Source organism: Streptomyces sp. NPDC111802, assembly GCF_055634335.1.
This window is the reverse complement of record NZ_JBVKCZ010000022.1, coordinates 88,315-114,328: the sequence shown is the minus strand read 5'-3', so window position 1 is coordinate 114,328 and position 26,014 is coordinate 88,315. Positions and strand designations below refer to the sequence as shown.

Here is a 26,014-nt window from a genome sequence, read left to right as displayed (position 1 = left end):
CGTCGCGCAGGGCGCGCAGGCCACGCAGCAGATCGTCCCGGTCGTGCGCGATCACGGCGGCCCGGCGTTCGAAGGCCGAGCGGTGCAGGGCGAGGGCGGCGGCGAGGCGGTCGACCGGCAGGTCGGTGCGCTGCTCGGCGAAGGCGAGGAGACGGGCGGCCTGGGCGCGCAGGGCGTCGTCGGTGCGGGCGGAGACGAGGACCGGGAGCGGGCCGACGGGTGCCAGGTCCTGAGGCGTTCCGGCCTGCTCCGGGGCCTGTTCCAGGACGGTGTGCACATTGGTCCCGCTGATCCCGAACGAGGACACGGCGGCCCGTCGCGGCCGTCCCGTCCGCGGCCACTCGGTGGCCTCGGTGAGCAGCCGCACCGCGCCCGCCGACCAGTCGACGTGCGAGGAGGGCGTGTCGGCGTGCAGGGTCGGCGGGAGGACGCCGTACCGCAGCGCCGTGACCATCTTGATGACACCGGCGACGCCGGACGCGGCCTGGCTGTGCCCGATGTTGGACTTCACCGAGCCGAGCAGCAGCGGGTGTTCGCGGTCCTGCCCGTATGTGGCGAGCAGGGCCTGTGCCTCGATCGGGTCGCCGAGGGCGGTGCCGGTGCCGTGGCCCTCCACGGCGTCCACGTCACCCGGCTCCAGACGGGCGCCGGCCAGCGCGGCACGGATGACGCGCTGCTGGGCGGGCCCGTTGGGGGCGGTGAGGCCGTTGGAGGCGCCGTCCTGGTTGACGGCGGAGCCGCGGACGACGGCGAGCACCGGGTGCCCGTTGCGGACGGCGTCGGAGAGCCGTTCGACGAGGACCATGCCGACGCCCTCGGCGAGCGCCATGCCGTCGGCTCCGTCGCCGTACGCCTTGCAGCGGCCGTCGGGGGCGAGGGCGCGCTGGCTGCTGAAGCCGATGAAGGTGTTCGGGGTGGCCATGAGGCTGACGCCGCCCGCGAGCGCGAGGTCGCTCTCGCCGCCCCGGAGCGACTGGCAGGCCAGGTGCAGTGCGGTGAGGGAGGAGGAGCAGGCGGTGTCGAGGGTGACGGCCGGGCCCTCCAGGCCGAGCAGGTAGGCGACACGGCCGGACAGGACGCTGGTGAGCGAGCCGGTCACGGCGTGTCCGTCGGCGGTGTCGCCGTGGGCGGCCGGGTAGTCGTGGTAGCTGGCGCCGATGAACGCGCCGGTGCGGCTGCCGCGGATCCGCTCGGGCACGATCCCGGCCCGCTCGAAGGCCTCCCAGGACGTCTCCAGCAGCAGGCGCTGCTGCGGGTCCATGGTGAGGGCCTCACGGGGCGAGATCCCGAAGAACACCGGGTCGAAGTCGGCGGCGCCGCGCAGGAAGCCGCCCTGGACGGCGTAGGTGCGGCCGGGGGTGTCCGGGTCCGGGTCGTAGAGGTCGTCGAGGGGCCAGCCGCGGTCGGCGGGGAAGCCGCTGATGGCGTCGGTGCCGGACATGACGAGGTCCCACAGGGCCTCGGGCGAGTCGACGCCGCCGGGGTAGCGGCAGCTCATGCCGATGACGGCGATCGGTTCGTCGTCGGTGACGGCGACGGGCACGGCGGGGCCGGTCGTTCCGGTGCCGGTGTCGTCGAGGAGGGTCCGCAGGAACGCCGCGAGCGCCGCGGGCGTCGGGTGGTCGAAGACGAGGGTCGCGGGCAGGGTGAGCCCGGTGGCGGAGGCGATCCGGTTGCGCAGGTCGACGGCGGTGATCGAGTCGAACCCGGCGTCGCGGAAGGCGCGCCGCTCGGACAGGTCGTCGGGCCCGCCGAGGCCGAGGACGGCGGCGGCCTGCCCGCGCACGGTGTCCAGCAGCAGCCGGTCCCGTTCGGCGGCCGGCAGCGCGGCGAGCCGGGCGGCGAACTCGCCCTCGGCGTACGCCTGTTGCCGCTCGGCGGTCTCGACGGCCCGCCGGGTCTCGGGCACCTCGTCGAACAGCCGTGTCTCACGGACGGAGGTGAAGACGGGGTAGTAGCGGTCCCAGTCGACGTCGGCTACGGCGAGCACCGCCTCGTCGTCGTCCAGGGCGCGGCACATCCCGGCGAGCGCGAGGTCGGCGTTCATGAACACCAGGCCGGTGCGGCGCACCTGGTCGGGGGCGACCCGGCCGACGCCGAGTTCGTTGGCCCAGATGCCCCAGTGCACGGAGGTCGCCTTCAGGCCGCGGGCCCGGCGCTCGGCGGCGATCGCGCCCAGGTGGGCGTTGCCGGCGACGTACGCGGCGTGCTGGCCGCTGCCCCACAGGCCGGCGACGGAGGAGAACAGCACGAACGCGTCCAGGTCGTCGTCGGCGAGGAGCGCGTCGAGGTTGCGGGCGCCGTCGACCTTGGCGTGCAGGACCCGGGAGACGGCGGCGAGATCGGTGTCGGCGAGGGTGTGCAGCTCGATGACGGCAGCCGCGTGGATCACCGTGCGCGGGGTGTGCCCGTCGGCGCGCAGCCGGTCCAGAAGGGTGCCGAGGGCGACCCGGTCGGTGATGTCGCAGGCGGCGACAGTGACCTCGGTGCCCGATTCGGCTAGTTCGGCGACGAGTTCGGCGGCGCCGGGCGCCTCGGGGCCGCGCCGGCTGACCAGCACGATCCGCTCGGCGCCCTGGGCGGACAGCCAGCGGGCCACGTGCGGGCCGAGGGTGCCGGTGCCGCCGGTGACGAGGACGGTGCCGCGCGGTGTCCAGCCGCCACTCGCCTCCCGGTCGCCGGTGCGGTCGCGGACGACGCGGCGGGCGAACACCCCGGAGGCGCGCAGGGCGAGCTGGTCCTCGGCGGTGTGCGCGCCGCCCGCGAGGAGGGCGGCGAGCCGGCGGGCCGCGCGCTCGTCGAGGGTGTCGGGCAGGTCGACGGTGCCGCCCCAGAAGCGGGGGTGCTCCAGTGCGGTGGTCCAGCCGATGCCCGCCGACTGCGCCTGCACGGGCCGGGTGACCCGGTCGGCGCGCCCGGTGGCGGCGGCGCCACGGGTCAGCAGCCACAGCGGGCAGTCCGCGTCGAGGTCGCCGAGCGCCTGGACGAGGACGACGTTGAGGGCGGTGCCGAGGGCGGCGCCCGGGTGGCCGGGGCAGTCCTGTTCGGCTTCGGCCAGCAGGGAGACGACGCCCGCGGCAGGGGCCGTATCGCCGTCGGCCGTCAGACCCACGTCCTGCAGCAGCGCGGCGACCGCCGCACGGTCGAGGTGGGTGTCGTCGAGCACCAGCCGCACGGGTTCGGCACCGTGCGCGGCGAGCGCGGCCGTGACGTCCGCGCCGTCGTCGCCGTCCGCGGTGACGACGAGCCAGCGTCCGGCGACCGTACCGCTCGGCACGGACAGCGGCACCCACCGCACCTTGTACCGCCAGTCGTCCAGCGTGGACCGCTCGCTGCGGCGCCTGCGCCAGGCGGTGAGGCCGGGCAGTACGGCGGCCAGCGCGTCCTCGGCGACATCGAGGTCGCGGGCGAGCCCCGGCAGGTCGGACTCCGCCACGGCGTTCCAGAAGGCGGCGTCCTCCGTACCGGCCGCGTCCTGGCCCGCGCCGGGAGTCACGGGCGGCACCCACAGCCGCTGGTGCTGGAAGCGATACGTCGGCAGGTCCACCCGGCGCCGCGCACCGCGGCCGTACGCGGCGGTCCAGTCGACGTGCACGCCGCGCACGAACGCCTCCGCGACCGAGGCCAGTACGCGTCGCGCGTCGTCCTCGCCACGTCGCAGCGTGCCGCCGACGTACGCCGCGACGCCCGCCCCGTCGACGGAGCCCTGGACGCCCAGGGTGAGCACGGGGTGGGCGCTGATCTCGATGAACGCCCGGTGCCGGGTGTCGAGGAGGCGCTCCACGGCGGGGCCGAAGCGGACGGTCTGCCGCAGGTTGCGATACCAGTACGCGGCGTCGGTGCCGCCGTCCGCGGCCGGGTCCCCCAGCCACTCCCCGGTCACCGTGGACAGCATCGGAACGCGCGGTTCGCGCGGCTGGACGGGGGCGAGCACGTCGAGGAGTTCGTCGTGCAGGTCGCTCACCTGGGCGGAGTGCGAGGCGTAGTCCACCGGGATCCTGCGGGCCCGCACGCCGTCGGCGGTGAGCCGGCCGTGCAGGTCGTCCAGCGCCTCGGGGTCACCGCAGACCACGACCGCGCCGGGCCCGTTGACGGCGGCGACGGTCAGCCGGTCCGCCCACGGCTCCAGCCGGGCGGTGGCCTCGGCGACGGGCAGCGGCACCGACATCATGCCGCCGCGTCCGGCGAGGGTGCGGCCGATGGCCTGGCTGCGCAGCGCCACGACACGCGCGCCGTCCTTCAGGGACAGCGCGCCCGCGACGACGGCCGCGGCGATCTCGCCCTGGGAGTGGCCGATCACGGCGTCGGCGCGGACGCCGTACGCCTCCCACACGGCGGCCAGGGACACCATCACGGCCCAGGTGACGGGCTGGACGACGTCCACCCGGTCGAGTCCGGGCGCGCCGGGCTCCTGACGGAGTACGGCGGTCAGCGACCAGTCGACGAACGGGTCGAGGGCGAGGGCGCAGGCGGCGACGCGCTCGGCGAACACGGGCGACAGGTCCAGCAGCCGCGCGCCCATGCCGTCCCACTGGGTGCCCTGGCCGGGGAAGACGAACACGGTACGGCCGTCGACGTCGGCCTCGCCGTGCACGACAGGCGCGGCGGGCTCCTGTCCGGCGAACGCGCCCAGCGCGGCGGCGAGTTCGGCGGTGTCGGTGCCGAGGGCGACCGCGCGGTGGTCGAGCAGGGAGCGGGTGGTGACGAGGGCGTGGCCGGTGTCGGCGGGGTCGTCGGCGGGTCGTGCCGTTGCCTGCGCGGCGAGGGCGGCGGCCTGGTCCCGCAGGGCGGTGCGGGCACGGGCGGACAGCACCCAGGGCAGGGCGCCGGCCACCGGGGGCGCGGTGGTCGACTCGGCGGCGGGCGTGGGCTCCTGAGTCGGCGCCTCTTCCAGCACGGCGTGCGCGTTCGTGCCGCTGATGCCGAAGGAGGACACGGCACACCGACGCGGGCGCCCGTCCACCGGCCACGGCCGCTCCTCGTCCAGCAGCCGGAGCACCCCGGAGGACCAGTCGACGTGCCGGGACGGCGTCTCGACGTGCAGGGTGGGCGGCAGCACACCGTGCCGCAGCGCCAGCACCATCTTCATGACCCCGGCCACACCGGCGGCGGACTGGGCGTGCCCGATGTTGGACTTCACCGAGCCGAGCCACACCGGCCGCTCCGGCTCCCGGTCCCTGCCGTACGTCGCGACCAGCGCCTGCGCCTCGATGGGGTCGCCGAGCGCGGTGCCGGTGCCATGTGCCTCGACGGCGTCGATGTCGCCGGGGGTGACGCGGGCGTTGGCGAGGGCCTGCCGGATGACGCGCTGCTGGGAGGGGCCGTTGGGGGCGGTCAGGCCGTTGGAGGCACCGTCCTGGTTGACGGCGGAGCCGCGGATCACGGCGAGCACGGGGTGCCCGTTGCGTACGGCGTCGGAGAGCCGCTCCACGAGCAGCAGCCCGACGCCCTCACCGAGGGTCATGCCGTCGGCGCCGTCCCCGAACGCCTTGCAGCGTCCGTCGGCGGCGAGCGCCCGCTGCCTGCTGAACGCCACGAACGAGTCCGGCGTCGTCATGACCGTCGCACCGCCGGCCAGCGCCAGGGTGCTCTCCCCGCCCCGCAGCGACTGGCAGGCCAGATGCAGGGCGACGAGGGAGGACGAGCAGGCGGTGTCGACGGTCACGGCAGGGCCCTCGAGCCCGAGGACGTACGACAGCCGGCCCGACAGCACGCTCGGGCTGGACCCGGTGACCATATGGCCCTCGGTGCCCTCGCCGGCACCGCGGCCGTAGTCCTGATAGCTGGAGCCGATGAACGCCCCGGTGCGGCTGGCGCGCAGCGTGCCCGGGTCGATGCCGGCCCGCTCGACGGCCTCCCACGCGGTCTCCAGCAGCAGCCGCTGCTGCGGATCCATCACGAGCGCCTCACGCGGGGAGATCCCGAAGAACCCGGGGTCGAACTCACCCGCCCCGTCCAGGAATCCGCCCTGCGTCGAGTACGTCGTCCCGCTGCGATCGGCGTCCGGGTCGTACAGCCCCGACACGTCCCAGCCCCGGTCGGCCGGGAACTCGCCGATGGCGTCCGTACCGGAGGAGATCAGCTCCCAGAAGGCCTCCGGTGAGTCGACGCCACCGGGGAAACGGCAGCTCATGCCGATGATGGCGATCGGTTCGTCGGACACGTCGGCGGCCGTGGCCACGACGTCGGCCCCGTCGCCCTCGGCGAGCACCTCCGCCAGCAGATGCCGGGCCAGCGCGAGCGGCGTCGGGTGGTCGAAGACCATGGTGGCCGGCAGTGGCAGACCGACGGCCACGGTGAGCCGCTTGCGCAGCTCGACGGCCATGAGGGAGTCGAACCCGTGCTCCTGGAAGGCCCGCTCCGGCTTGACGGCGTCCGGCCCGGGATGCCCGAGCACGGCCGCGGCTTGCGTACGGACCACGTCGAGCACGACCGGCAACCGGTCGCCCTCACGCGCCGCCAGCAGCCGCGTGCGCAACTCGGCCGCGGCACCGGCGCGTTCCTGCCGGGCCTGCTGGGCGGCGGCCGCGATCTGCCGGGCACCGGGCAGCGTGGTGAGGGACGCGGTGTGCCGCAGCGCGAACATGCCGTCCAGCAGTTCGGCGTCGGCGAGATCGGCGACGACGGTGTCGGGCCGGCTCTCCCCGACCAGTTCCGCCATGGCCGCGAGCGCGAGCACCGGCTCCAGCGCCCTTCCGGAGGCGTGCCGCCCGAGCCGCCCCTCGGCGGCCATGCCGGCACCGCTCCACGCGCCCCAGGCGAGGGAGGTGGCGGGCAGCCCGGCCGCGACGCGCCGACGGGCGAGCGCGTCCAACGCGGCGTTCGCGGCGGCGTAGTTGGCCTGGCCCGGGTTGCCGACGGCACCGGCGAGGGACGAGAACAGCACGAAGGCGTCCAGTTCCCGGTCCCGGGTCAGCTCGTCGAGGACCTCGGCGGCGACCACCTTTGCCCGGAACACCGGGTCGAACCGGTCCGGCGTCAGACCGTGCAGCACTCCGTCGTCCAGCACACCGGCCGTGTGTACGACGGCGGTGAGCGGCACCTCGTCCGGGACGGCGGCCAGTACATCGGCTACGGCCGCCCGCTCGGCGATGTCACAGGCGGCGACCGTGACACCGACGCCCAGCGCGGTCAGCTCCTCCTCCAGCGCCGCCGCACCGGGCGCGTCCGGTCCACGCCGGCTCACGAGGACGAGCCGCTCGGCACCGTTCTCGGCGAGCCAGCGCGCGACGTGCGCGCCGAGGGCGCCGGTGCCGCCGGTCACGAGGACGGTGCCGGAGGGCCGCCAGGGGGTGGGCCGGTCGTCGGTGGACGGCTCACTGGCGGGGGGCTGCTCATCGGCGGCGGGCTGCTCATTGGCGGGCGCGGCGACGAGCCGTCGCCCGTACGTACCCGACGCCCGTACGGCGACCTGGTCCTCACCGTCGGCGCGCGCCAGCACGCCAAGGAACCGTCCCAGAGCCCGCTCGTCCGGTTGCTCCGGCAGATCGACGAGGCCGCCCCAGCGCTCAGGATGCTCCAGCGCGATGACCCTGCCGAGTCCCCACACTGCGGCGACCCCCGGCTCGGGCAGTCCCCGTTCAGCGTCGTCCGCGGCCGGCACACTCACCGCACCGCACGTCACCGCCCACACCCGGGCGTCGAGCCCGGACTCCTCCAAAGCCTGCACGAGAGTGGCCGTACCGGTCACCGAAACGGGAACTCCGGAATCCCGTACGCCGCTCGCGGCCGCGAGCAACGACACCACACCGGCGACACCGGCAGCGTCGTCGAGTCCGGCCACGGTCTCCCGCAGCCGCCGCGCGACGTCGTCCCGGTCGTCGTCCGACCCGACCTCAAGGAGCATGGTCCGCGCCCCGAGCGCGGCCACGACGGACCGCACCCATGCGCCCTCACCGTGCCCCTCCGGTACGACAGCCAGCCACGGCCCGCCGTCACGCACCCCGACCGCCACGGCGTCCCCGAGTGCCTGCCACGTCTCACGGAACCGCAGCGCGTCCACGGCCGACCGCATCCGCCGACGACCGCGCCACGCGGACAGCGCGGGCACGACATCGTCCAACGCGGCTGCTTCTACGTGGAGTTGAGTCGCGAGACGGTCCACGTCGGCGGCATCCACGGCCTCCCAGAACTCGGCCTCGGCCGGATCGGCGGGACCGCCGGCGGTGGCGGACAGTGCGGCGACCGCTCCGGACTCGGGCCAGTAGTTCTGGCGTTGGAAGGGGTAGGTGGGGGCGTCGGTGAGACGGGCACCGGTGCCGGTGAAGAGGGACGGCCAGTCCACCGGCACGCCGTGGGTGAAGAGGCGGGCCAGGGCGGTGAGGGCGGCTGTCTCTTCGGGCCGGTCCTTGCGCAGGATCGGGGTGACGAGGGTGTTCTCGGACGCCATCTGCTCGATCAGGGCGGTGAGCGTGCCGTCCGGGCCCATCTCCAGGAGACGGGTGACGCCGTGGTTGGTGAGGGTACGGATACCGTCGGCGAAACGGACACTCTCACGGACATGGCGGACCCAGTACGCGGGGTCGCACACGTCCTCGGGGGTAGCGAGGGTGCCGGTGACGTTCGAGACGAGCGGGATACGCGGCGGATGGAAGGTGATCCCGGACAGGGCCTGCGCGAAGTCCGCCAGCATCGGGTCCATCAGCGGCGAGTGGAAGGCATGCGAGACCCGCAGCCTGGTCGTGCGCCGGCCGTCGGGCAGGGCGGCGGCAACCGCGAGAACAGCCTCCTCCACACCGGAGAGCACGAGCGCAGACGGCCCGTTGACCGCCGCGAGGGACACCTCGTCGGTGAGGTGCGGGGCGACCTCGTCCTCCGTGGCCTCGACCGCGAGCATCAGACCGCCCTCGGGCAACGCCTGCATCAACCTCGCGCGCGCCGACACCAGCACAGCCGCGTCCGCCAGCGACAGCACACCCGCGACATGCGCGGCCGCGATCTCACCAACGGAATGGCCCGCAACATACTTCGGGGTGACACCGAGGGACGTCACCAGCCGAAACAGCGCGACCTCGACCGCGAACAGCGCCGGCTGAGTGAACTCCGTACGATTCAAAGACGATTCGTCCTCGCCCCAGATCACGTCACGCAAAGACGGATCCAGCTCGGCCAGAACCTCATCCAAGGCTCGCGCGAACACCGGGAAACGGGCATACAACTCCCGCCCCATGCCAAGACGCTGGGCGCCCTGACCGGAGAACACGAACGCCAACAAGCCCTCGGCCGCTACTCCCCGGGCCGCTTCGCTGACGCCCTCCTCGGACGCCAGCAGCACCGCCCGATGCCCGAACCGCGCACGCCCGACAGCGAGCGTGTAGGCGACGTCCACTGACGCCCCGCCCACCCGTGCGATCTGCGCGTCCAGCGCCTCCTCCGACCGAGCCGACACCACCAACGGCACCACGGGCGGACGCTGAACAGTGCCGGGCTCCGACGTGTCCACAGGCAGTTCGAGAATCACGTGCGCGTTGGTGCCGCTGAGACCGAAGGAGGACACGCCAACGCGACGCGGACGGCCGGCGTCCGGCCAGGGCACCGACTCCCGGACCAGCTCCACCGCACCCGCCGACCAGTCCACATGGGACGACGGAGCGTCCACGTGCAGGGTCGGGGCGACAGTGCCGTGCCGCATGGCGAGGATCGACTTGATCAGACCGGCGGCACCGGCGGCGGCCTGGGTGTGACCGAGGTTGGACTTCACCGACCCCAGCAGCAGCGGCCGTTCACGATCCTGACCGTATGTCGCAAGAAGCGCCTGCGCCTCGATGGGATCGCCGAGGGTCGTCCCCGTGCCGTGCGCCTCCACCACGTCGACATCCCGAGCACTCAGCCCGGAAGCCGCCAACGCCTGCCGGATCACCCGCTGCTGCGACGGACCATTCGGCGCAGTCAGCCCATTCGAGGCACCGTCCTGGTTGACCGCGGAACCCTTGACAACCGCCAGAATCCGGTGACCGTTACGTACCGCGTCCGACTGCCGCTCCAGCAGCAGCACACCCACACCCTCGGCCCAGCCCACCCCATCCGCACCGTCGGCGAACGCCTTGCACCGCCCATCCGGCGCCAACCCACCCTGCCGCGAGAACTCCACAAACGTCGTCGGCGTCGACATCACCGTCACCCCACCGGCCAACGCCAACGAACACTCACCACCACGCAACGCCTGCGCAGCCAGATGCAAAGCAACCAACGACGACGAACACGCCGTATCGATCGAGACGGAGGGTCCTTCCAGGCCGAGGGTGTAGGCGACGCGGCCGGAAACGACGCTCGGGGAGCTGGCGTTGCCGCGGAAGCCCTCGAATTCCGGGCCGGCCAGCAAGTGGGCGTAGTCGCTGTACATGACGCCTGCGAAGACGCCGGTCTGGCTGCCCCGCAGGGCCATCGGATCGATACCGGCCCGCTCGATGGCCTCCCACGCCGACTCCAGCAGCAACCGCTGCTGCGCATCCGTCGCCAACGCCTCACGCGGGCTCATCCCGAAGAACTCGGGGTCGAATTCGCCGACGCCGTTCAGGAAGCCGCCCTCGCGGGCGGACGAGGTGCCCGGGTGCTCCGGATCGGGGTGGTAGAGCCGCTCCAGGTCCCAGCCCCGGTCCTCCGGGAAGCCGGACACCGCGTCCCCGCCCTCGGACACCAGCCGCCACAGATCCTCCGGCGACGACACACCACCGGGGAACCGGCACGCCATACCCACGACCACCACCGGGTCGTCGGCCACCGCCGCCACCGACGTCACTGGGGCCGCCGCACGTGCCCCGAGCACCTCGTCCAGCAGGAACCCGGCGAGTGCGCTCACGGTCGGATAGTCGAACACCAGCGTCGCGGGCAGCCGCAGCCCCGTAGCCGCCTGCAACCCATTGCGCAGCTCGACAGCAAGCAACGAGTCGAAGCCCAGATCCCGGAAGGACCGCGAGTCGTCGAGACCTGCCGGGCTCTCATGGCCCAGGACCAGCGCCACCTGCCCCCGCACGAGGTCCAGCAGCACCTCACGCCGCTCCACCTCGTCCAGACCGGTGAGCCGCTGCACCAGCCCACCCGCAGCGACCACCCGACGACGCGACCGCACCAGCCCGCGCAGCATGGCGGGCACCTCGCCGCGGTCACGGATCGTGCGCAGGTCGAGCGGAACGGGGAGGACGACGGGCTCGTCGCAGGCCATGGCGGCGTCGAAGAGCGTGAGCCCCTGTTCGCGGGTCACGGCGGGGAAGCCGGTGCGGGCGAGGCGTTCGCGTTCGGCAGGCGCGAGGTCGCCTGTCATTCCGGTGCCGTCGAGGTCCCACGGCCCCCACACAAGAGACGTGGCGGACAGGCCGAGGGTGCGCCGGTGCTCGGCGAGGGCGTCAAGGAAGGCGTTGGCGGCGGCGTAGTTGGCCTGTCCGGTACCGCCGAAGGTACCGGCGGCCGAGGAGACGAGGACGAAGGCCCGGACGTCGGGCAGGAGTTCATGCAGGTGCCAGGCCGCGTCGGCCTTGGGGGCGAGTACGGCGTGCAGGCGCTCGGGGGTCAGCCCGCCGACGAGTCCGTCGTCGAGTACGCCCGCCGCGTGGACGACGCCCGAGATCCGCCGCCCGGCCAGGGCATGGGCGAGGGCATCGGCCAGGGCGTCGCGATCGGCGACGTCACAGGCCACCGCGTCGACCCGGTCGGCACCCAACTCTTCCAGTTCGGAGACGAGTTGGGCGGCACCCGGCGCGTCCGCACCGCGCCGCGACAGCAGCACCAACTCGCGCACCCCATGAGATCGCACGAGATGCCGGGCCAGGACCGCACCGAGTCCGCCGGTCCCGCCGGTCACCAGGACCGGGCCTGCATCCGTCCAGGGGTCGGTCGATTCGGCGGGCACGGCGGACCGTACGACCCTGGGCGCCTCCAATCGGCCTTCGCGTACGGCGGTTTCGGGCTCGTCGAGAGCGAGCGCCCGGCGCAGCAGGTCCGAGTCGATCGCGTTCTCGGCGGGCCCGGACAACAGGCTGACCCGCCCGGGGTGTTCGTTCTGCACCGTGCGCAGAAGGCCTCGTACGGCACCGAGGGCCGGTTCCGACATGCCTGCGGTGGTCACGACGAGGCGGGCGTCGGGGTGCCTCTCCTGGTCGAGCCACTCCTGAACGAGCCGCAGGACGCGGGCCGTTGCCGCGTGCAGGGTCGAGAGAGTGTCGTCGTCGGCCGTGACGAGGGCGAGGACGGCGCCGGGGAATGAGTCGGTGAGGGAGGTGAGAGCGTCGTGCGCGGTGGCGCCCGTTGCCTCGGCGAGCCGGGCGGCTTCCTCGCCGGTGCCCACGACGGCCAGCGGGCCACCGTAGGGCTCCGCCCCGCCGACCTGCGTCCATACGATCCGATAGAGGTCGCTGCTCGTCCGGCCCGCCGAGAGACGGTCGTCGGCCGGGCGGACGGCCAGACGGCTCACCGACGCGACCGGGTTGCCGTCCTCGTCGGCGACCGTCACGGCAATGCCGCCGGTGCCGGTGCGCACGAGCCTGGCCCGCACCGTGGAGGCGCCGGTCGCGTGCAGGGACACGCCTTCCCAGGCGAACGGGAGCAGGCTGCCCGCGTCCTCGGTCTCCCCTCCGGTGAAGGCGGCGGCGTGGAGCACGGCGTCCAGGAGAGCCGGGTGCAGTCCGAATCCGCCGGTCGGCACGTGCTCGGGCAGCTCGGCCTCGACGAACACCTCATCACCACGCCGCCATACGGCGCGCAGACCTTGGAACACCGGCCCGTACGCGAAACCGTCGTCCGCCCGCGCCTCGTAGAAGCCGTCGAGATCCACCGGGCGCGCTTCGGCGGGCGGCCACGCCGTCACGTCGAGTGTGTGCTCGGCGCCCTCCTGCGCGGCGAGCGTGCCGGAGGCGTGCTGCGTCCAGGGCGCACCCTCGTCGGCGGTGTCGGGGCGGGAGTGAACGCCGACGGAGCGGCGGCCGTCCTCGTCCGGAGCACCCACGGCGATCTGAATCCGTACGGCCTCACGCCGGCCGAGGATCAGGGGCATGCCGAGGGACAGTTCCTCGACGCGGCCGCATCCGACCTCGTCACCCGCACGCAGCACCAGGTCCAGGAAGGCGGTGGCCGGCAGCAGGACGTTGCCGTGCACTGCGTGGTCGGCGAGCCAGGTCTGCGTACCTGCCGAGAGGCGTCCGGCGAGCACCACCCCGTCGGACTCCACCAACGGCACGACCGCGCCGAGCAGGGGGTGCCCGACGGGTTCCAGACCCAGCGCCACGGCGTCCTGGAGGGATGCGGTGACGGCGGGCCAGTAGTTCTGGCGTTGGAAGGGGTAGGTGGGGGCGTCGGTGAGACGGGCGCCGGTACCCGCGAAGTACGACGGCCAGTCGACGGTGACGCCGTGCGTGAAGAGGCGGGCGAAGGCAGTGAGGGCGGCGGTCTCTTCGGGGCGGTTCTTACGCAGGAGGGGGGCGGCGACGGCGACTTCGGGCGCGGTCTGCTCGATCAGAGCGGCAAGGGTGCCGTCCGGCCCGATTTCCAGGAAACGGGTGACGCCTTGGTCGGTGAGCGTGCGGATGCCGTCGGCGAAGCGGACCGTCTCACGGACGTGACGGACCCAGTAGCCGGGGTCGCGCAACTCCTCATGGGTGGCGAGGGCGCCGGTGAGGTTGGAGACCAGCGGGATACGCGGCTCGTGGAAGTGCAGATCCGAGACGGCCGCGTGGAACTCGTCGAGCATCGGGTCCATGAGCGGCGAGTGGAAGGCGCGCGAGACACGCAGCCTGGTCGTGCGCCGGTCGCCGGGCAGGGCGGCCGCCACCGCGAGAACGGCGTCCTCCACGCCGGAGAGCACTACGGCGGTGGGGCCGTTGACAGCCGCGATGCTCACCTCGTCGGTGAGATACGGGATGACTTCGGCTTCCGTTGCCTCAGCGGCAAGCATCAGCCCGCTCTCGGGCAACGCCTGCATCAAGCGCGCCCGCGCCGACACCAGCGCTGCCGCGTCCGCCGGCGACAGCACACCCGCGACATGCGCGGCGGCGATCTCACCGACGGAGTGTCCGGCCACGAAGTCCGGCCGTACGCCGAGGGACTCGGCCAGGCGGAAGAGGGCGACCTCGATCGCGAAGAGAGCCGGTTGGGTGAACTCCGTACGGTTGAGGGCCTCCTCGTCCTCACCCCAGATCACGTCACGCAAGGCAGGGTCCAGCTCGACCAGCACCTGGTCCAGGGACTGAGCGAACGCCGGGAAACGGTCGTACAGTTCGCGCCCCATGCCGAGACGCTGCGCACCCTGACCGGAGAACACGAACGCCAACGGCCCCTCGGCCGCCACTCCCCTGCCGGCCTCGGTGACGCTCTCCGCGGACGCCAGCAGCACCGCCCTGTGCCGGAACCGCGCACGACCGGCGGCCAGCGTGTAGGCCACGTCCATGGACGGCTCGCCCGCCCGCAGCTGCTCGATCTGCGCGTCCAGCGCCTGCTCCGACCGAGCCGACACCACCAACGGCAGTACGGGCGGACGCTGAACAGTGCCGGGCTCCGACGTGTCCACGGGCACTTCGAGAATCACGTGGGCGTTGGTGCCGCTGAGACCGAAGGAGGAGACGGCGGCCCGGCGCGGGCGGTCGGCGTCCGGCCAGGGCACCGGCTCGCGAACCAACTCCACGGCGCCCGCCGACCAGTCCACGTGCGAGGACGGGGCATCCACGTGCAGGGTGCGCGGGACGGTGCCGTGCCGCATCGCCAGCACGCTCTTGATCACACCGGCGACACCGGCGGCGGCCTGGGTGTGGCCCAGGTTGGATTTCACCGACCCCAGCAGCAGCGGCCGTTCGCGATCCTGACCGTAGGTGGCGAGCAGGGCTTGCGCCTCGATCGGGTCGCCGAGGGTCGTGCCGGTGCCGTGCGCCTCGACCACATCAACGTCCTGGGCGCCGAGCCCGGAAGCCGCCAACGCCTGCCGGATCACCCGCTGCTGCGAGGGACCGTTCGGCGCGGTCAGCCCGTTCGAGGCACCGTCCTGATTGACCGCGGAACCCTTGACGACCGCCAGAATCCGGTGACCGTTACGTATCGCGTCCGACTGCCGCTCCAGCAGCAGCACACCCACACCCTCGGCCCAGCCAACCCCATCCGCACCGTCGGCGAACGCCTTGCAGCGGCCATCAGGCGCCAGCCCACCCTGCCGCGAGAACTCCACAAACGTCGTCGGCGTCGACATCACCGTCACACCACCGGCCAACGCCAACGAACACTCACCACCACGCAACGCCTGCGCAGCCAAATGCAAAGCCACCAACGACGACGAACACGCGGTGTCAATCGTCACCGTCGGGCCCTCAAGGCCCAACGCATAGGCGACACGACCGGACGCGATGCTCGGGGAACTGCCGCTTCCCCGGAAGCCTTCGAACTCATCGCCGGAGAGCAGGACGCCGTAGTCGTTGTACATGAGGCCGGCGAACACACCGGTCTGGCTGCCCCGCAGGGCCGTCGGATCGATACCCGCCCGCTCGATCGCCTCCCACGCCGACTCCAGCAGCAACCGCTGCTGCGCATCCGTCGCCAACGCCTCCCGCGGACTCATCCCGAAGAACTCGGGGTCGAAGCGGCCGACTTCCGCGAGGAAGCCACCGGCACGGGTGGACGAGGTGCCGGTGTGCTCGGGGTCGGGGTGGTAGAGCCGCTCCAGATCCCAGCCACGGTCGGCCGGGAACTCGCCCACCGCGTCCACACCGTCACTGACCAGCCGCCACAGATCCTCCGGCGACGACACACCACCGGGGAACCGGCAGGCCATGCCCACGATCACCACCGGGTCGTCGACCACCGCCGTGACGGGAGCCACCTGGACCGCCGCACGCGCCCCCAGCGCCTCATCCAGCAGGAACTCCGCCAGAACCGCGACCGTCGGATAGTCGAACACCAACGTCGCCGGCAACCGCAGCCCCGTCACCGACTGCAGCCCATTACGCAGCTCGACAGCCAGCAACGAGTCAAAGCCCAGATCCCGGAACGACCGGGACGCGTCAACACCCGAGGCGCTCTCGTGCCCCAGCACCAGCGCCACCTGCCCCCGCACGAGGTCCAGCAGCACCTCACGCCGCTCCACCTCGTCCAGACCGGTGAGCCGCTGCACCAGCCCACCCGCAGCGACCACCCGACGACGCGACCGCACCAACTCGCGGAAGACAGACGGCACTTCGCCAAGGCCCCGCACGGCACGCAGATCGAGCGGAACGGGCAGGACCACCTGCTCCCCACTCCGCAGCGCCGCGTCGAACAGCCCCAGACCCTGGTCGACCGTGATCGCGGGGATGCCGGTGTGAGCCATCCGCCGCGGGTCGGCCGTCATGCCTCCGGCCTGCTGCTCCCAAGGGCCCCACACGAGGGACACCGCCGGCAGACCCATGTCCCGGCGCAGGGTCACCAGGGCGTCGAGGAAGGCGTTGGCCGACGCATAAGCCGCCTGGCCGACGCTGCCGAGCACACCGGCGAGGGAGGAGAAGACGACGAACGGCGTGTCATCGGGGAGGAGTTCGTGCAGGTGCCAGGCGGCGTCCGCCTTCGGGCGCAGTACGGACTCGACACGCTCAGGGGTCAGGGTCCCGAGGAGACCGTCGTCGAGCACACCCGCGGCATGCACCACACCCCGCACCGACCGCCCCGCCAGCACACCCGCCAACGCCTCACGATCACCCACATCACACGCCACCACCTCAACCCGGGCGCCCAACTCACCCAGCTCAGCGACGAGTTCACCCGCGTCCGGCGCATCCACCCCCCGCCGCGACAGCAACACCAACTCCCGCACCCCATGCATCCGCACCAGATGCCGGGTCACCACCGCACCCAAACCACCCGTACCACCCGTCACCACCACGGCACCCGGACCGGCCCACTCCACCCCCACACCACTCGCCCCACCCACACGCACCAGCCGAGGTGCGACGACGACATCGCCGCGGACGGAGACATCGACCTCGTCAGCGGCCAATGAGCGCAGGGCTGCGCCGAGTTGGTCGCCGTCGGCGTTCGTGGCATCCAGCGTCGCGAACCGGCCCGGATACTCGGCCGCAGCCGACCGCACAAGCCCGCGCACAGCGGCGGAGACCACCGCCGGGCCCTGGGTCAGCACCGCCAGCCGCGCACCGCGGAACCGTTCCTCGGCGACCCACGTCTGCACCAGGGCCAGGGCCCGCGCCACGGCGGCATGCGTCTGACCGGCGATGTCCGCCACCGTGTCACCCACAGCGCCGAGGGCAGCCACGACCAGCCCCGGAACCGACCGGTCGGCGTCGGCCAGCCCGTCCAGGTCGGTGTAGCTGCGGACGTCGGCCACGGCGTCCCGCACCACCTCGCCAAACGCCCCACCGCAGCCGATCAGCGCAACCGCCGGAAGCTCCAGCGACGTCTCCGGCACCTCGGCCCAGTCGACCCGGAACAGTGACCCGGCCGCCGTCGCACTCGTCCCACCGAGCTGTTCGCTCGTCACCTGCCGGGCGACCAGCGCGGCCACATGTGCCACCGGGCGGCCCTCGGCGTCGGCGAGGTCGACGGCGACCGCGTCCCGGTCGTCCCGCCGGACCAGCCGGGCCCGCACCTCGGTCGCGCCGGAAGCCAGCAGCGAGACGCCCTCCCAGGCGAAGGGCAGCGCGGGGTCGCCCGTTCCGCCGGCCGCGGCGACGGCGTGCAGCGTGGCATCGAGCAACGCCGGATGAAGTCCGAACCCGCCGGCGTCGGTACCGGTCGGCAGCCCGACCTCGGCGAACAGCTCGGCACCGCGCCGCCAGACACCGCGCAGTCCTTGGAAGAGCGGGCCATAGGTGAGACCGGCGTCGGCCAGGTCGTCGTACAGGTCACCCGTCTCGACGGGTTCCGCCCCGTTCGGCGGCCACTGCGCGGCATCGGACCATTCGATCCGCGACGGCTCGTCGGAGAGGACGCCGGCGGCGTGCTGCGTCCAGGGAGCGTCTCCGGCGGCGGCGTCGGGACGTGCGTACACCGTGACCGCACGGCGGTCGGCGTCATCGGTCTCCGCGACCCGCACCTGAATCTGCACGGCACCTGCGTCCGGGACCACGAGCGGCGTGGACACGGTGAGGTCGTCGAGGGTCCCGAAGCCGACCTCGTCACCGGCTCGCACCGCCAGCTCGACGAAGGCCGTACCCGGGACGACCACCCGCCCGAAGACGACATGATCGGCCAGCCACGGGTGCGTGGCCAACGACAGCCGCCCGGACAACACCACGTCTTCCGAGTCGGCGAGCGACACGGCTGCCCGGAGCAGCGGATGCTCGGCGGCCGCGAGCCCGGCGGCCCGCATGTCCCCGGAACCGGTCACATACCCGCCGACCGGCCAGTAGTTCTGGCGTTGGAAGGGGTAGGTGGGGGCGTCGGTGAGACGGGCACCGGTGCCGGTGAAGAGGGACGGCCAGTCCACCGGCACGCCGTGGGTGAAGAGGCGGGCCAGGGCGGTGAGGGCGGCTGTCTCTTCGGGCCGGTCCTTGCGCAGGATCGGGGTGACGAGGGTGTTCTCGGACGCCGTCTGCTCGATCAGGGCGGTCAGGGTTCCGTCTGGGCCGATCTCCAGGAGACGGGTGACGCCGTGGTCGGTGAGAGTGCGGATGCCGTCGGCGAAACGGACCGTCTCACGGACATGACGGACCCAGTAGACGGGGTCGCACACGTCGCCGGGGGCGGCGAGGGTGCCGGTGACATTCGAGACGAGCGGGATACGCGGCGGATGGAAGGTGATGGTGGACAGGGCCTGGGTGAAGTCCGCCAGCATCGGGTCCATCAGCGGCGAGTGGAAGGCATGCGAGACCCGCAGCCTGGTCGTGCGCCGGCCGTCGGGCAGGGCGGCGGCGACCGCGAGAACAGCCTCCTCCACACCGGAGAGCACGAGCGCAGACGGCCCGTTGACCGCCGCGAGGGACACCTCGTCGGTGAGGTGCGGGGCGACCTCGTCCTCCGTGGCCTCGACCGCGAGCATCAGACCGCCCTCGGGCAACGCCTGCATCAACCTCGCGCGCGCCGACACCAGCACAGCCGCGTCCGCCAGCGACAGCACACCCGCGACATGCGCGGCCGCGATCTCACCAACGGAATGGCCCGCAACATACTTCGGGGCGACGCCCAGGGACGTCACCAGCCGAAACAGCGCGACCTCGACCGCGAACAGCGCCGGCTGAGTGAACTCCGTACGATTCAAAGACGATTCGTCCTCGCCCCAGATCACGTCACGCAAAGACGGATCCAGCTCGGCCAGAACCTCATCCAAGGCTCGCGCGAACACCGGGAAACGGGCATACAACTCCCGCCCCATGCCAAGACGCTGGGCGCCCTGACCGGAGAACACGAACGCCAACAAGCCCTCGGCCGCTACTCCCCGGGCCGCTTCGCTGACGCCCTCCTCGGACGCCAGCAGCACCGCCCGATGCCCGAACCGCGCACGCCCGGCGGCGAGCGTGTAGGCGACGTCCACTGACGCCCCGCTCACCCGTGCGATCTGCGCGTCCAGCGCCTCCTCCGACCGAGCCGACACCACCAACGGCAGTACACCGAACTCGCCCGCCACAGGCGCCTGTTCGACCTCTGACCCCGCCTCCAGGATGACGTGGGCGTTGGTGCCGCTCAGGCCGAAGGAGGAGACGGCGGCCCGGCGCGGGCGGTTGGCGTCCGGCCAGGGCACCGGCTCGCGAACCAGCTCCACCGCACCCGCCGACCAGTCCACGTGCGAGGACGGGGCATCCACGTGCAAGGTGCGCGGGACGGTACCGTGCCGCATCGCCAGCACGCTCTTGATCACACCGGCGACACCGGCAGCGGCCTGGGTGTGGCCGAGGTTGGACTTCACCGAGCCCAGCAGCAGCGGCCGTTCACGATCCTGACCGTAGGTCGCAAGAAGCGCCTGCGCCTCGATCGGGTCACCCAACGTCGTACCCGTACCGTGCGCCTCGACCGCGTCCACATCTGCGGCCGACAGCCCGGAAGCCGCCAACGCCTGCCGGATCACCCGCTGCTGCGACGGACCGTTCGGCGCGGTCAACCCATTCGACGCACCGTCCTGATTGACCGCGGAACCCTTGACAACCGCCAGAATCCGATGACCATTACGCACCGCGTCCGACTGCCGCTCCAGCAGCAGCACACCCACACCCTCGGCCCAGCCAACCCCATCCGCACCATCGGCGAACGCCTTGCACCGCCCATCCGGCGCCAACCCGCCCTGCCGCGAGAACTCCACAAACGTCGTCGGCGTCGACATCACCGTCACACCACCGGCCAACGCCAACGAACACTCACCACCACGCAACGCCTGCGCAGCCAGATGCAAAGCAACCAACGACGACGAACACGCGGTGTCGATCGTCACCGTCGGCCCCTCAAGGCCGAACGTGTACGCAACCCGACCGGACGCGATGCTCATCGCGCTTCCGTTGCCGCGCAGGCCCTCGAACTCGCGGCCGTCGAGGAGGAGTCCGTAGTCGTTGTACATGACACCCGCGAACACACCCGTCTGGCTGCCCCGCAGAGTTGTCGGGTCGATACCGGCCCGCTCGATGGCCTCCCACGCCGACTCCAGCAGCAACCGCTGCTGCGCATCCGTCGCCAACGCCTCCCGCGGGCTCATCCCGAAGAAGTCCGCGTCAAAGCGACCGGCCTCCTGGAGGAAGCCACCGGCACGGGTCGACGAGGTGCCCGGGTGCTCGGGGTCGGGGTGGTAGAGCCGCTCCAGATCCCAGCCACGGTCGGCCGGGAACTCACCCACCGCGTCCCCGCCCTCGGACACCAGCCGCCACAGATCCTCCGGCGACGACACACCACCCGGGAACCGGCACGCCATCCCGACGATCACTACCGGGTCGTCGGCGACGGCCGCCGTCGACACGACCGGGGCCGCGACCCGCGCCCCCAGCACCTCACCCAGCAGGAACTGCGCGAGAACCGCGACCGTCGGATAGTCGAACACCAACGTCGCCGGCAACCGCAGCCCCGTCACCGACTGCAACCCATTGCGCAGCTCGACAGCAAGCAACGAGTCAAAGCCCAGATCCCGGAACGACCGCGACGCATCCACGCCCAAGGCACCCTCGTGCCCCAGCACCAGCGCCACCTGCCCCCGCACCAGATCGAGCAGCACCTCGCGCCGCTCCACCTCGTCGAGCGGCGAGAGCCGGCGGAGCAGGTCGGGTGTGCCGGTGCCGCTGCTCGCCGTGCGGCGGCGCGGTCGTACGAGTCCGCGCAGGAGCGCGGGAATCTCGGTGCGGGCGCGTGCGGCTCGCAGGTCCAGCGGGACGGGAAGCACTGCCTCCGCGTCGCATGCGAGGGCCGCGTCGAAGAGGCTCAGGCCCTCGTCGGCGGAGACCGGGCGGATGAGCGCGGACTCGCCCTGCTCGTCCGTCGGCTGTGCGGCCGCCATGCCCGCGCCGTCGAGCCGCCACGGCCCCCACGCCAGGGAGACCGCGTGCATCCCCTGGGCGCGGCGGTGCGCGGCGAGTGCGTCGAGGTAGGCGTTGGCGGCGGCGTAGGCGGTCTGGCCCACGGGGCCGAAGGTGCCCGCGGCGGAGGAGACCAGGACGAAGGCCTGGACGTCGGGGAGGAGTTCGTGCAGGTGCCAGGCGGCGTCGGCCTTCGGCCGCAGGACCGACTCGACACGCTCGGCGGTCAGCGTCCCGACAAGCCCGTCGTCAAGGACACCCGCCGCATGCACCACACCACCGAACGACCGTCCCGCCAGCACACGGGCCAACGCCACACGGTCGCCCACATCACACGCCAGCGTCTCGACATCGGCGCCCAACTCACCCAGCTCGGCCACGAGTTCATCCGCGCCCGGCGCGTCCGCACCCCGCCGCGACAACAGCACCAACTCCCGCACCCCGTGCACCCGCGCCAGATGCCGGGCCAGGACCGCACCGAGCCCTCCGGTGCCACCGGTCACCAGGACCGGACCGGCCCACTCCACCCCCACGCCTGCCTCACCCGACCGACCGGCACGCGCCAGCCGGGGTACGGCCACGCGGCCGTCCAGGAGGGCGGTCTCCCGTTCGCCGCAGCCGAGGGCCCGGCGCAGCAGGGTTCCGTCCACGGGTTCGTCACCGAGGACCAACAGGCCGATGCCGCCGGGGTGTTCGGACTCGGCGGCGCGCAGGAGGCCGCGTACGGCGGCGGTGGCGGGGCGGTCGTCGCGGAGGGCGACGACCAGGCGGGTGGCTCGGAGGCGCTCGTCGTGCTGCCAGTCGCGGACCAGGTCGAAGGCTCGGGTGGTGAGGGTGTGGAGTTCGGTGACCGGGTCCGTGTCGGCCGGGTCGGCCATGAGGGGGGCGAGGACGACGTCGGGCAGGGGTGCCGTGTCCGCGAGTGTGGTGAGGTCGGTGAGGACGGGTACGGGTGCGCCGTCGAGCGCGTCGCCGATCTCCTGGGCGAGCGGGGCGTCGGCGGGGTCGGCGAGGAGGGCGAGAGGGCCGTCGTACGGGGCGGTTTCGGTGAGCGGGGTCCAGTCGACGCGGTACAGCGTGTCTACGGCGGTACCGGCCGCGTCGAGGGGACGGGTGGTGAGGGCGTCCACGGTCAGGACGGGGGCGCCCATGGGGTCCATGACGTCGATCGCGACGGTGTCCTCGCCCTGCGGGGCGATGCGGGCGCGCACCTTGGTGGCACCGGTCGCGTACAGGCCGACGCCTTCCCAGGCGAACGGCACACCGAGGCGGCCGTCGCCGGCGTGGGCGACGGCGTGGAGCAGGGCGTCCAGCAGGACGGGATGGAGGGCGAAGCCCGCGGTGCGGCTGCCGGCGGGGAGTTCGGCCTCGACGTACAGATCGCCGCCCCGGCGCCACAGGGAGCGCAGGCCGCGGAAGGCGGGACCGTAGGCGAAGCCGTGGTCGGCGAGGGTGTTGTAGGCGCCGTCGAGAGGGACGGCTTCGGCGCCGGCGGGCGGCCACTGGGTGGTGTCGAGGGCCGGGGGCGCGTCGGTTTCCGTGCCGGGGCTGAGGCGGCCGGTGGCGTGTGCGGTCCAGGGGTGGTCGTCGGGGCCGTCGGGGCGGGCGTAGATGGTGACGGGGCGGTGGCCTGAGGCGTCGGGGCCGCCGACGAAGGTCTGTATCTGGACGGCGCCGTGCTCGGGCAGTTCGAGGGGGGCCGGGAGGGCGAGTTCGGCGACGCGGTCGCAGCCGAACTCGTCGCCCGCCCGCAGGGCGAGTTCGACGAAGGCGGCGCCGGGGAGGAGGACACGGCCGTCGATGCGGTGGTCGGCCAGCCAGCGGTGGGTGGCGAAGGAAAGGCGGCCGGAGAGCAGGGCTCCGTCGGAGTCGGCGAGGGACACCGCGGCACCGAGCAGGCCGTGTTCGGCGGGCGCGAGGCCGACGGCGCGGACGTCCCCGGCGCCGCCGACACCGGCGGCCGGCCAGTGCCGGCGGCGCTGGAAGGCGTAGGTGGGGAGGTCGACGGGGTGGGCGGGAGTGTCGGCGAAGTAGCGCTGCCAGTCGACGTGGGCGCCGATGGTGTGCAGGGCGGCGAGGGCCGTGGTGAGGGCGGTGGCTTCGGGGGTGTCCTTGCGCAGGGTGGCGAGCGCGACGCTGTCCTCGGGTGCCGACTCGGGGACCAGGGCGGTGAGGGTGCCGTCCGGGCCGATCTCCAGGAAGCGGGTGACGCCGTGGTCGGTGAGGGTGCGGATACCGTCGGCGAAACGGACCGTCTCGCGGACATGGCGGACCCAATACGCCGGGTCGCACACGTCGTCGGGGGTGGCGAGCGCGGCAGTGACGTTCGAGACGAGCGGGATGCGCGGCGGGTGGAAGGTGATCCCGGACAGGGCCTGCGCGAAGTCCGCCAGCATCGGGTCCATCAGCGACGAGTGGAAGGCGTGCGAGACCCGCAGCGGTGTGGTGCGGTGGCCGTCGGCGGCGAGTCGTACGGCGATGTCGGCCACGGCATCGGCGGGGCCGGAGAGGACCACTGAGGCGGGGCCGTTGACGGCGGCCACGGCGACGTCGGCGGTGAGATACGGGCGTACCTGGTCCTCGGACGCGCGTACGGCGGTCATGGCGCCGCCCTCGGGGAGGCCGGCCATCAGCGAGGCACGGGCGGTGACCAGGGTGCAGGCGTCCGCGAGGGAGAGCACACCGGCGATGTGGGCGGCGGTGATCTCGCCGACGGAGTGCCCGGCCACGAAGTCGGGTCGCACGCCCCAGGATTCGAGGAGACGGAAGAGCGCCACCTCCAGGGCGAAGAGGGCGGGCTGGGCGGTGCCGGTGTGTTTCAGGGCGGATACGTCGGTGCCCCACATCGCGTCGCGCACGCCGGGCGGCAGCTGGGCGAGGGCCTCGTCGAGGGCGGTGCGGAACACCGGGTGGCGGTCGTACAGCTCACGGCCCGCGCCGAGGCGTTGGGCGCCCTGGCCGGAGAAGAGGAACGCGGTGGGGGTGTCGGTCGCGGTGTGCCGCAGCAGGCCGGGGGCGGGGGTGCCGTCGGCGAGCGCGGTGAGGGCGGCCGTGAGGGTGGCGGGGTCGGCGGCGACGAAGGCGGCGCGGTGCTCGAAGGCGGTGCGGGTGGTGGCGAGGGCGCGGGCGAGTGCGTCCAGTCGCGGTGCTTCGCCTGATTGGTCCAGGGCGGTGCGCAGACGGGCCGCCTGGGCTGCCAGGGCCTGCGGGGTGCGGCCGGAAAGGACGAGCGGTACGAGGGCGGGCGTCGGGTCGGCGACAGGTGCGGGGGTGTCGTCGGCGGGAGCCTGCTCGATGACGGCGTGGGCGTTGGTGCCGCTGATGCCGAAGGAGGAGACGGCGGCGCGGCGGGGCTGTCCGGTGTCGGGCCAGGGGGTGTTGTCGGTGACGAGGCGTACGGTGCCGTCCGTCCAGTCGACGTGGGTGTTGGGCTCGTCGACGTGCAGTGTGCGGGGCACGACGCCGTGCCGGATGGCCTGCACCATCTTGATGACACCGGCGACGCCCGCGGCGGCCTGGGTGTGGCTGAGGTTGGACTTCACCGAGCCGAGCAGCAGCGGGCGTTCGGCGGTGCGGGCGCGGCCGTAGGTGGCGAGGAGGGCCTGGGCCTCCACGGGGTCGCCGAGGGTGGTGGCGGTGCCGTGTGCCTCGACGGCGTCGATCTGGTCGGCGGAGAGGCGGGCGTTGATCAGGGCCTGCTCGATGACGCGTTGCTGGGAGGGGCCGTTGGGTGCGGTGAGGCCGTTGGAGGCGCCGTCCTGGTTGACGGCGGAGCCGCGGACCACGGCCAGGACGCGATGGCCGTTGCGGCGGGCGTCGGAGAGGCGTTCAAGGAGCAGTACGCCGACGCCCTCGGACCAGCCGGTGCCGTCGGCGGAGTCGGCGAAGGAGCGGCACAGCCCGTCGGCCGAGAGGCCGCCCTGGCGGCCGAACTCCAGGTGGGTGGAGGGGGTGGACATGACGGTGACGCCGCCGGCGAGGGCGAGGGCGCACTCCCCGGTGCGCAGGGCGTGGGCGGCGAGGTGGAGGGCGACGAGGGAGGAGGAGCAGGCGGTGTCGACGGTGAGGGCCGGGCCGGTCAGGCCCAGGGTGTAGGCGATCCGGCCGGACAGGACGCTGCCGGCGTTCCCGGTCAGGTGCAGGCCGCGGGCGCCGTCCTCCGCTCCGGCGCGGTACTCCTGGGCCATGGCGCCCATGAACACGGCGGTCTCGCTGCCGCGCAGGGCCGTGGGGTCGAGGCGCGCGGACTCGATGGCCTCCCAGGTGGATTCGAGCACGATCCGCTGCTGGGGGTCCATGGCGACCGCTTCGCGCGCGGAGATGCCGAAGAAGTCCGCGTCGAAGTCGGTGGCGTCGTGCAGGAAGCCGCCTCCCGAGGCGGCGGCGGAGACCGCGTCGAGGTCCCAGCCGCGGTCGTCGGGAAAGGGCCCGATGCCGTGTCCGCCGTCGACGAGCAGGTCCCACAGGCCGTCGGGGTCGGTCACGCCGCCGGGGTAGCGGCAGGCCATCCCGATGATGGCGATGGGCTCGTGGGCGGCGGCCTCGAGTTCCTGGACGCGTTGCCGGCTGTGCCGCAGGTCGGCGGTGGCCCGCTTCAGGTAGTCCCTGAGCTTGTCTTCGTTGTTCAT

The 26,014-nt window shown here is 73.1% G+C and carries 1 protein-coding gene (cut by a window edge); it reads right to left on the bottom strand.

What is annotated here, in order from left to right; translation table 11 throughout:
- Positions 1–26,014 carry the 5' portion of a type I polyketide synthase gene (locus ACZ7NC_RS24555; protein WP_471491242.1) on the bottom strand. The gene continues 12,194 nt to the left of window position 1, outside the view, so only the first 26,014 of its 38,208 coding nucleotides appear in the window; its start codon is at positions 26,012–26,014; the stop codon falls past the left edge of the window.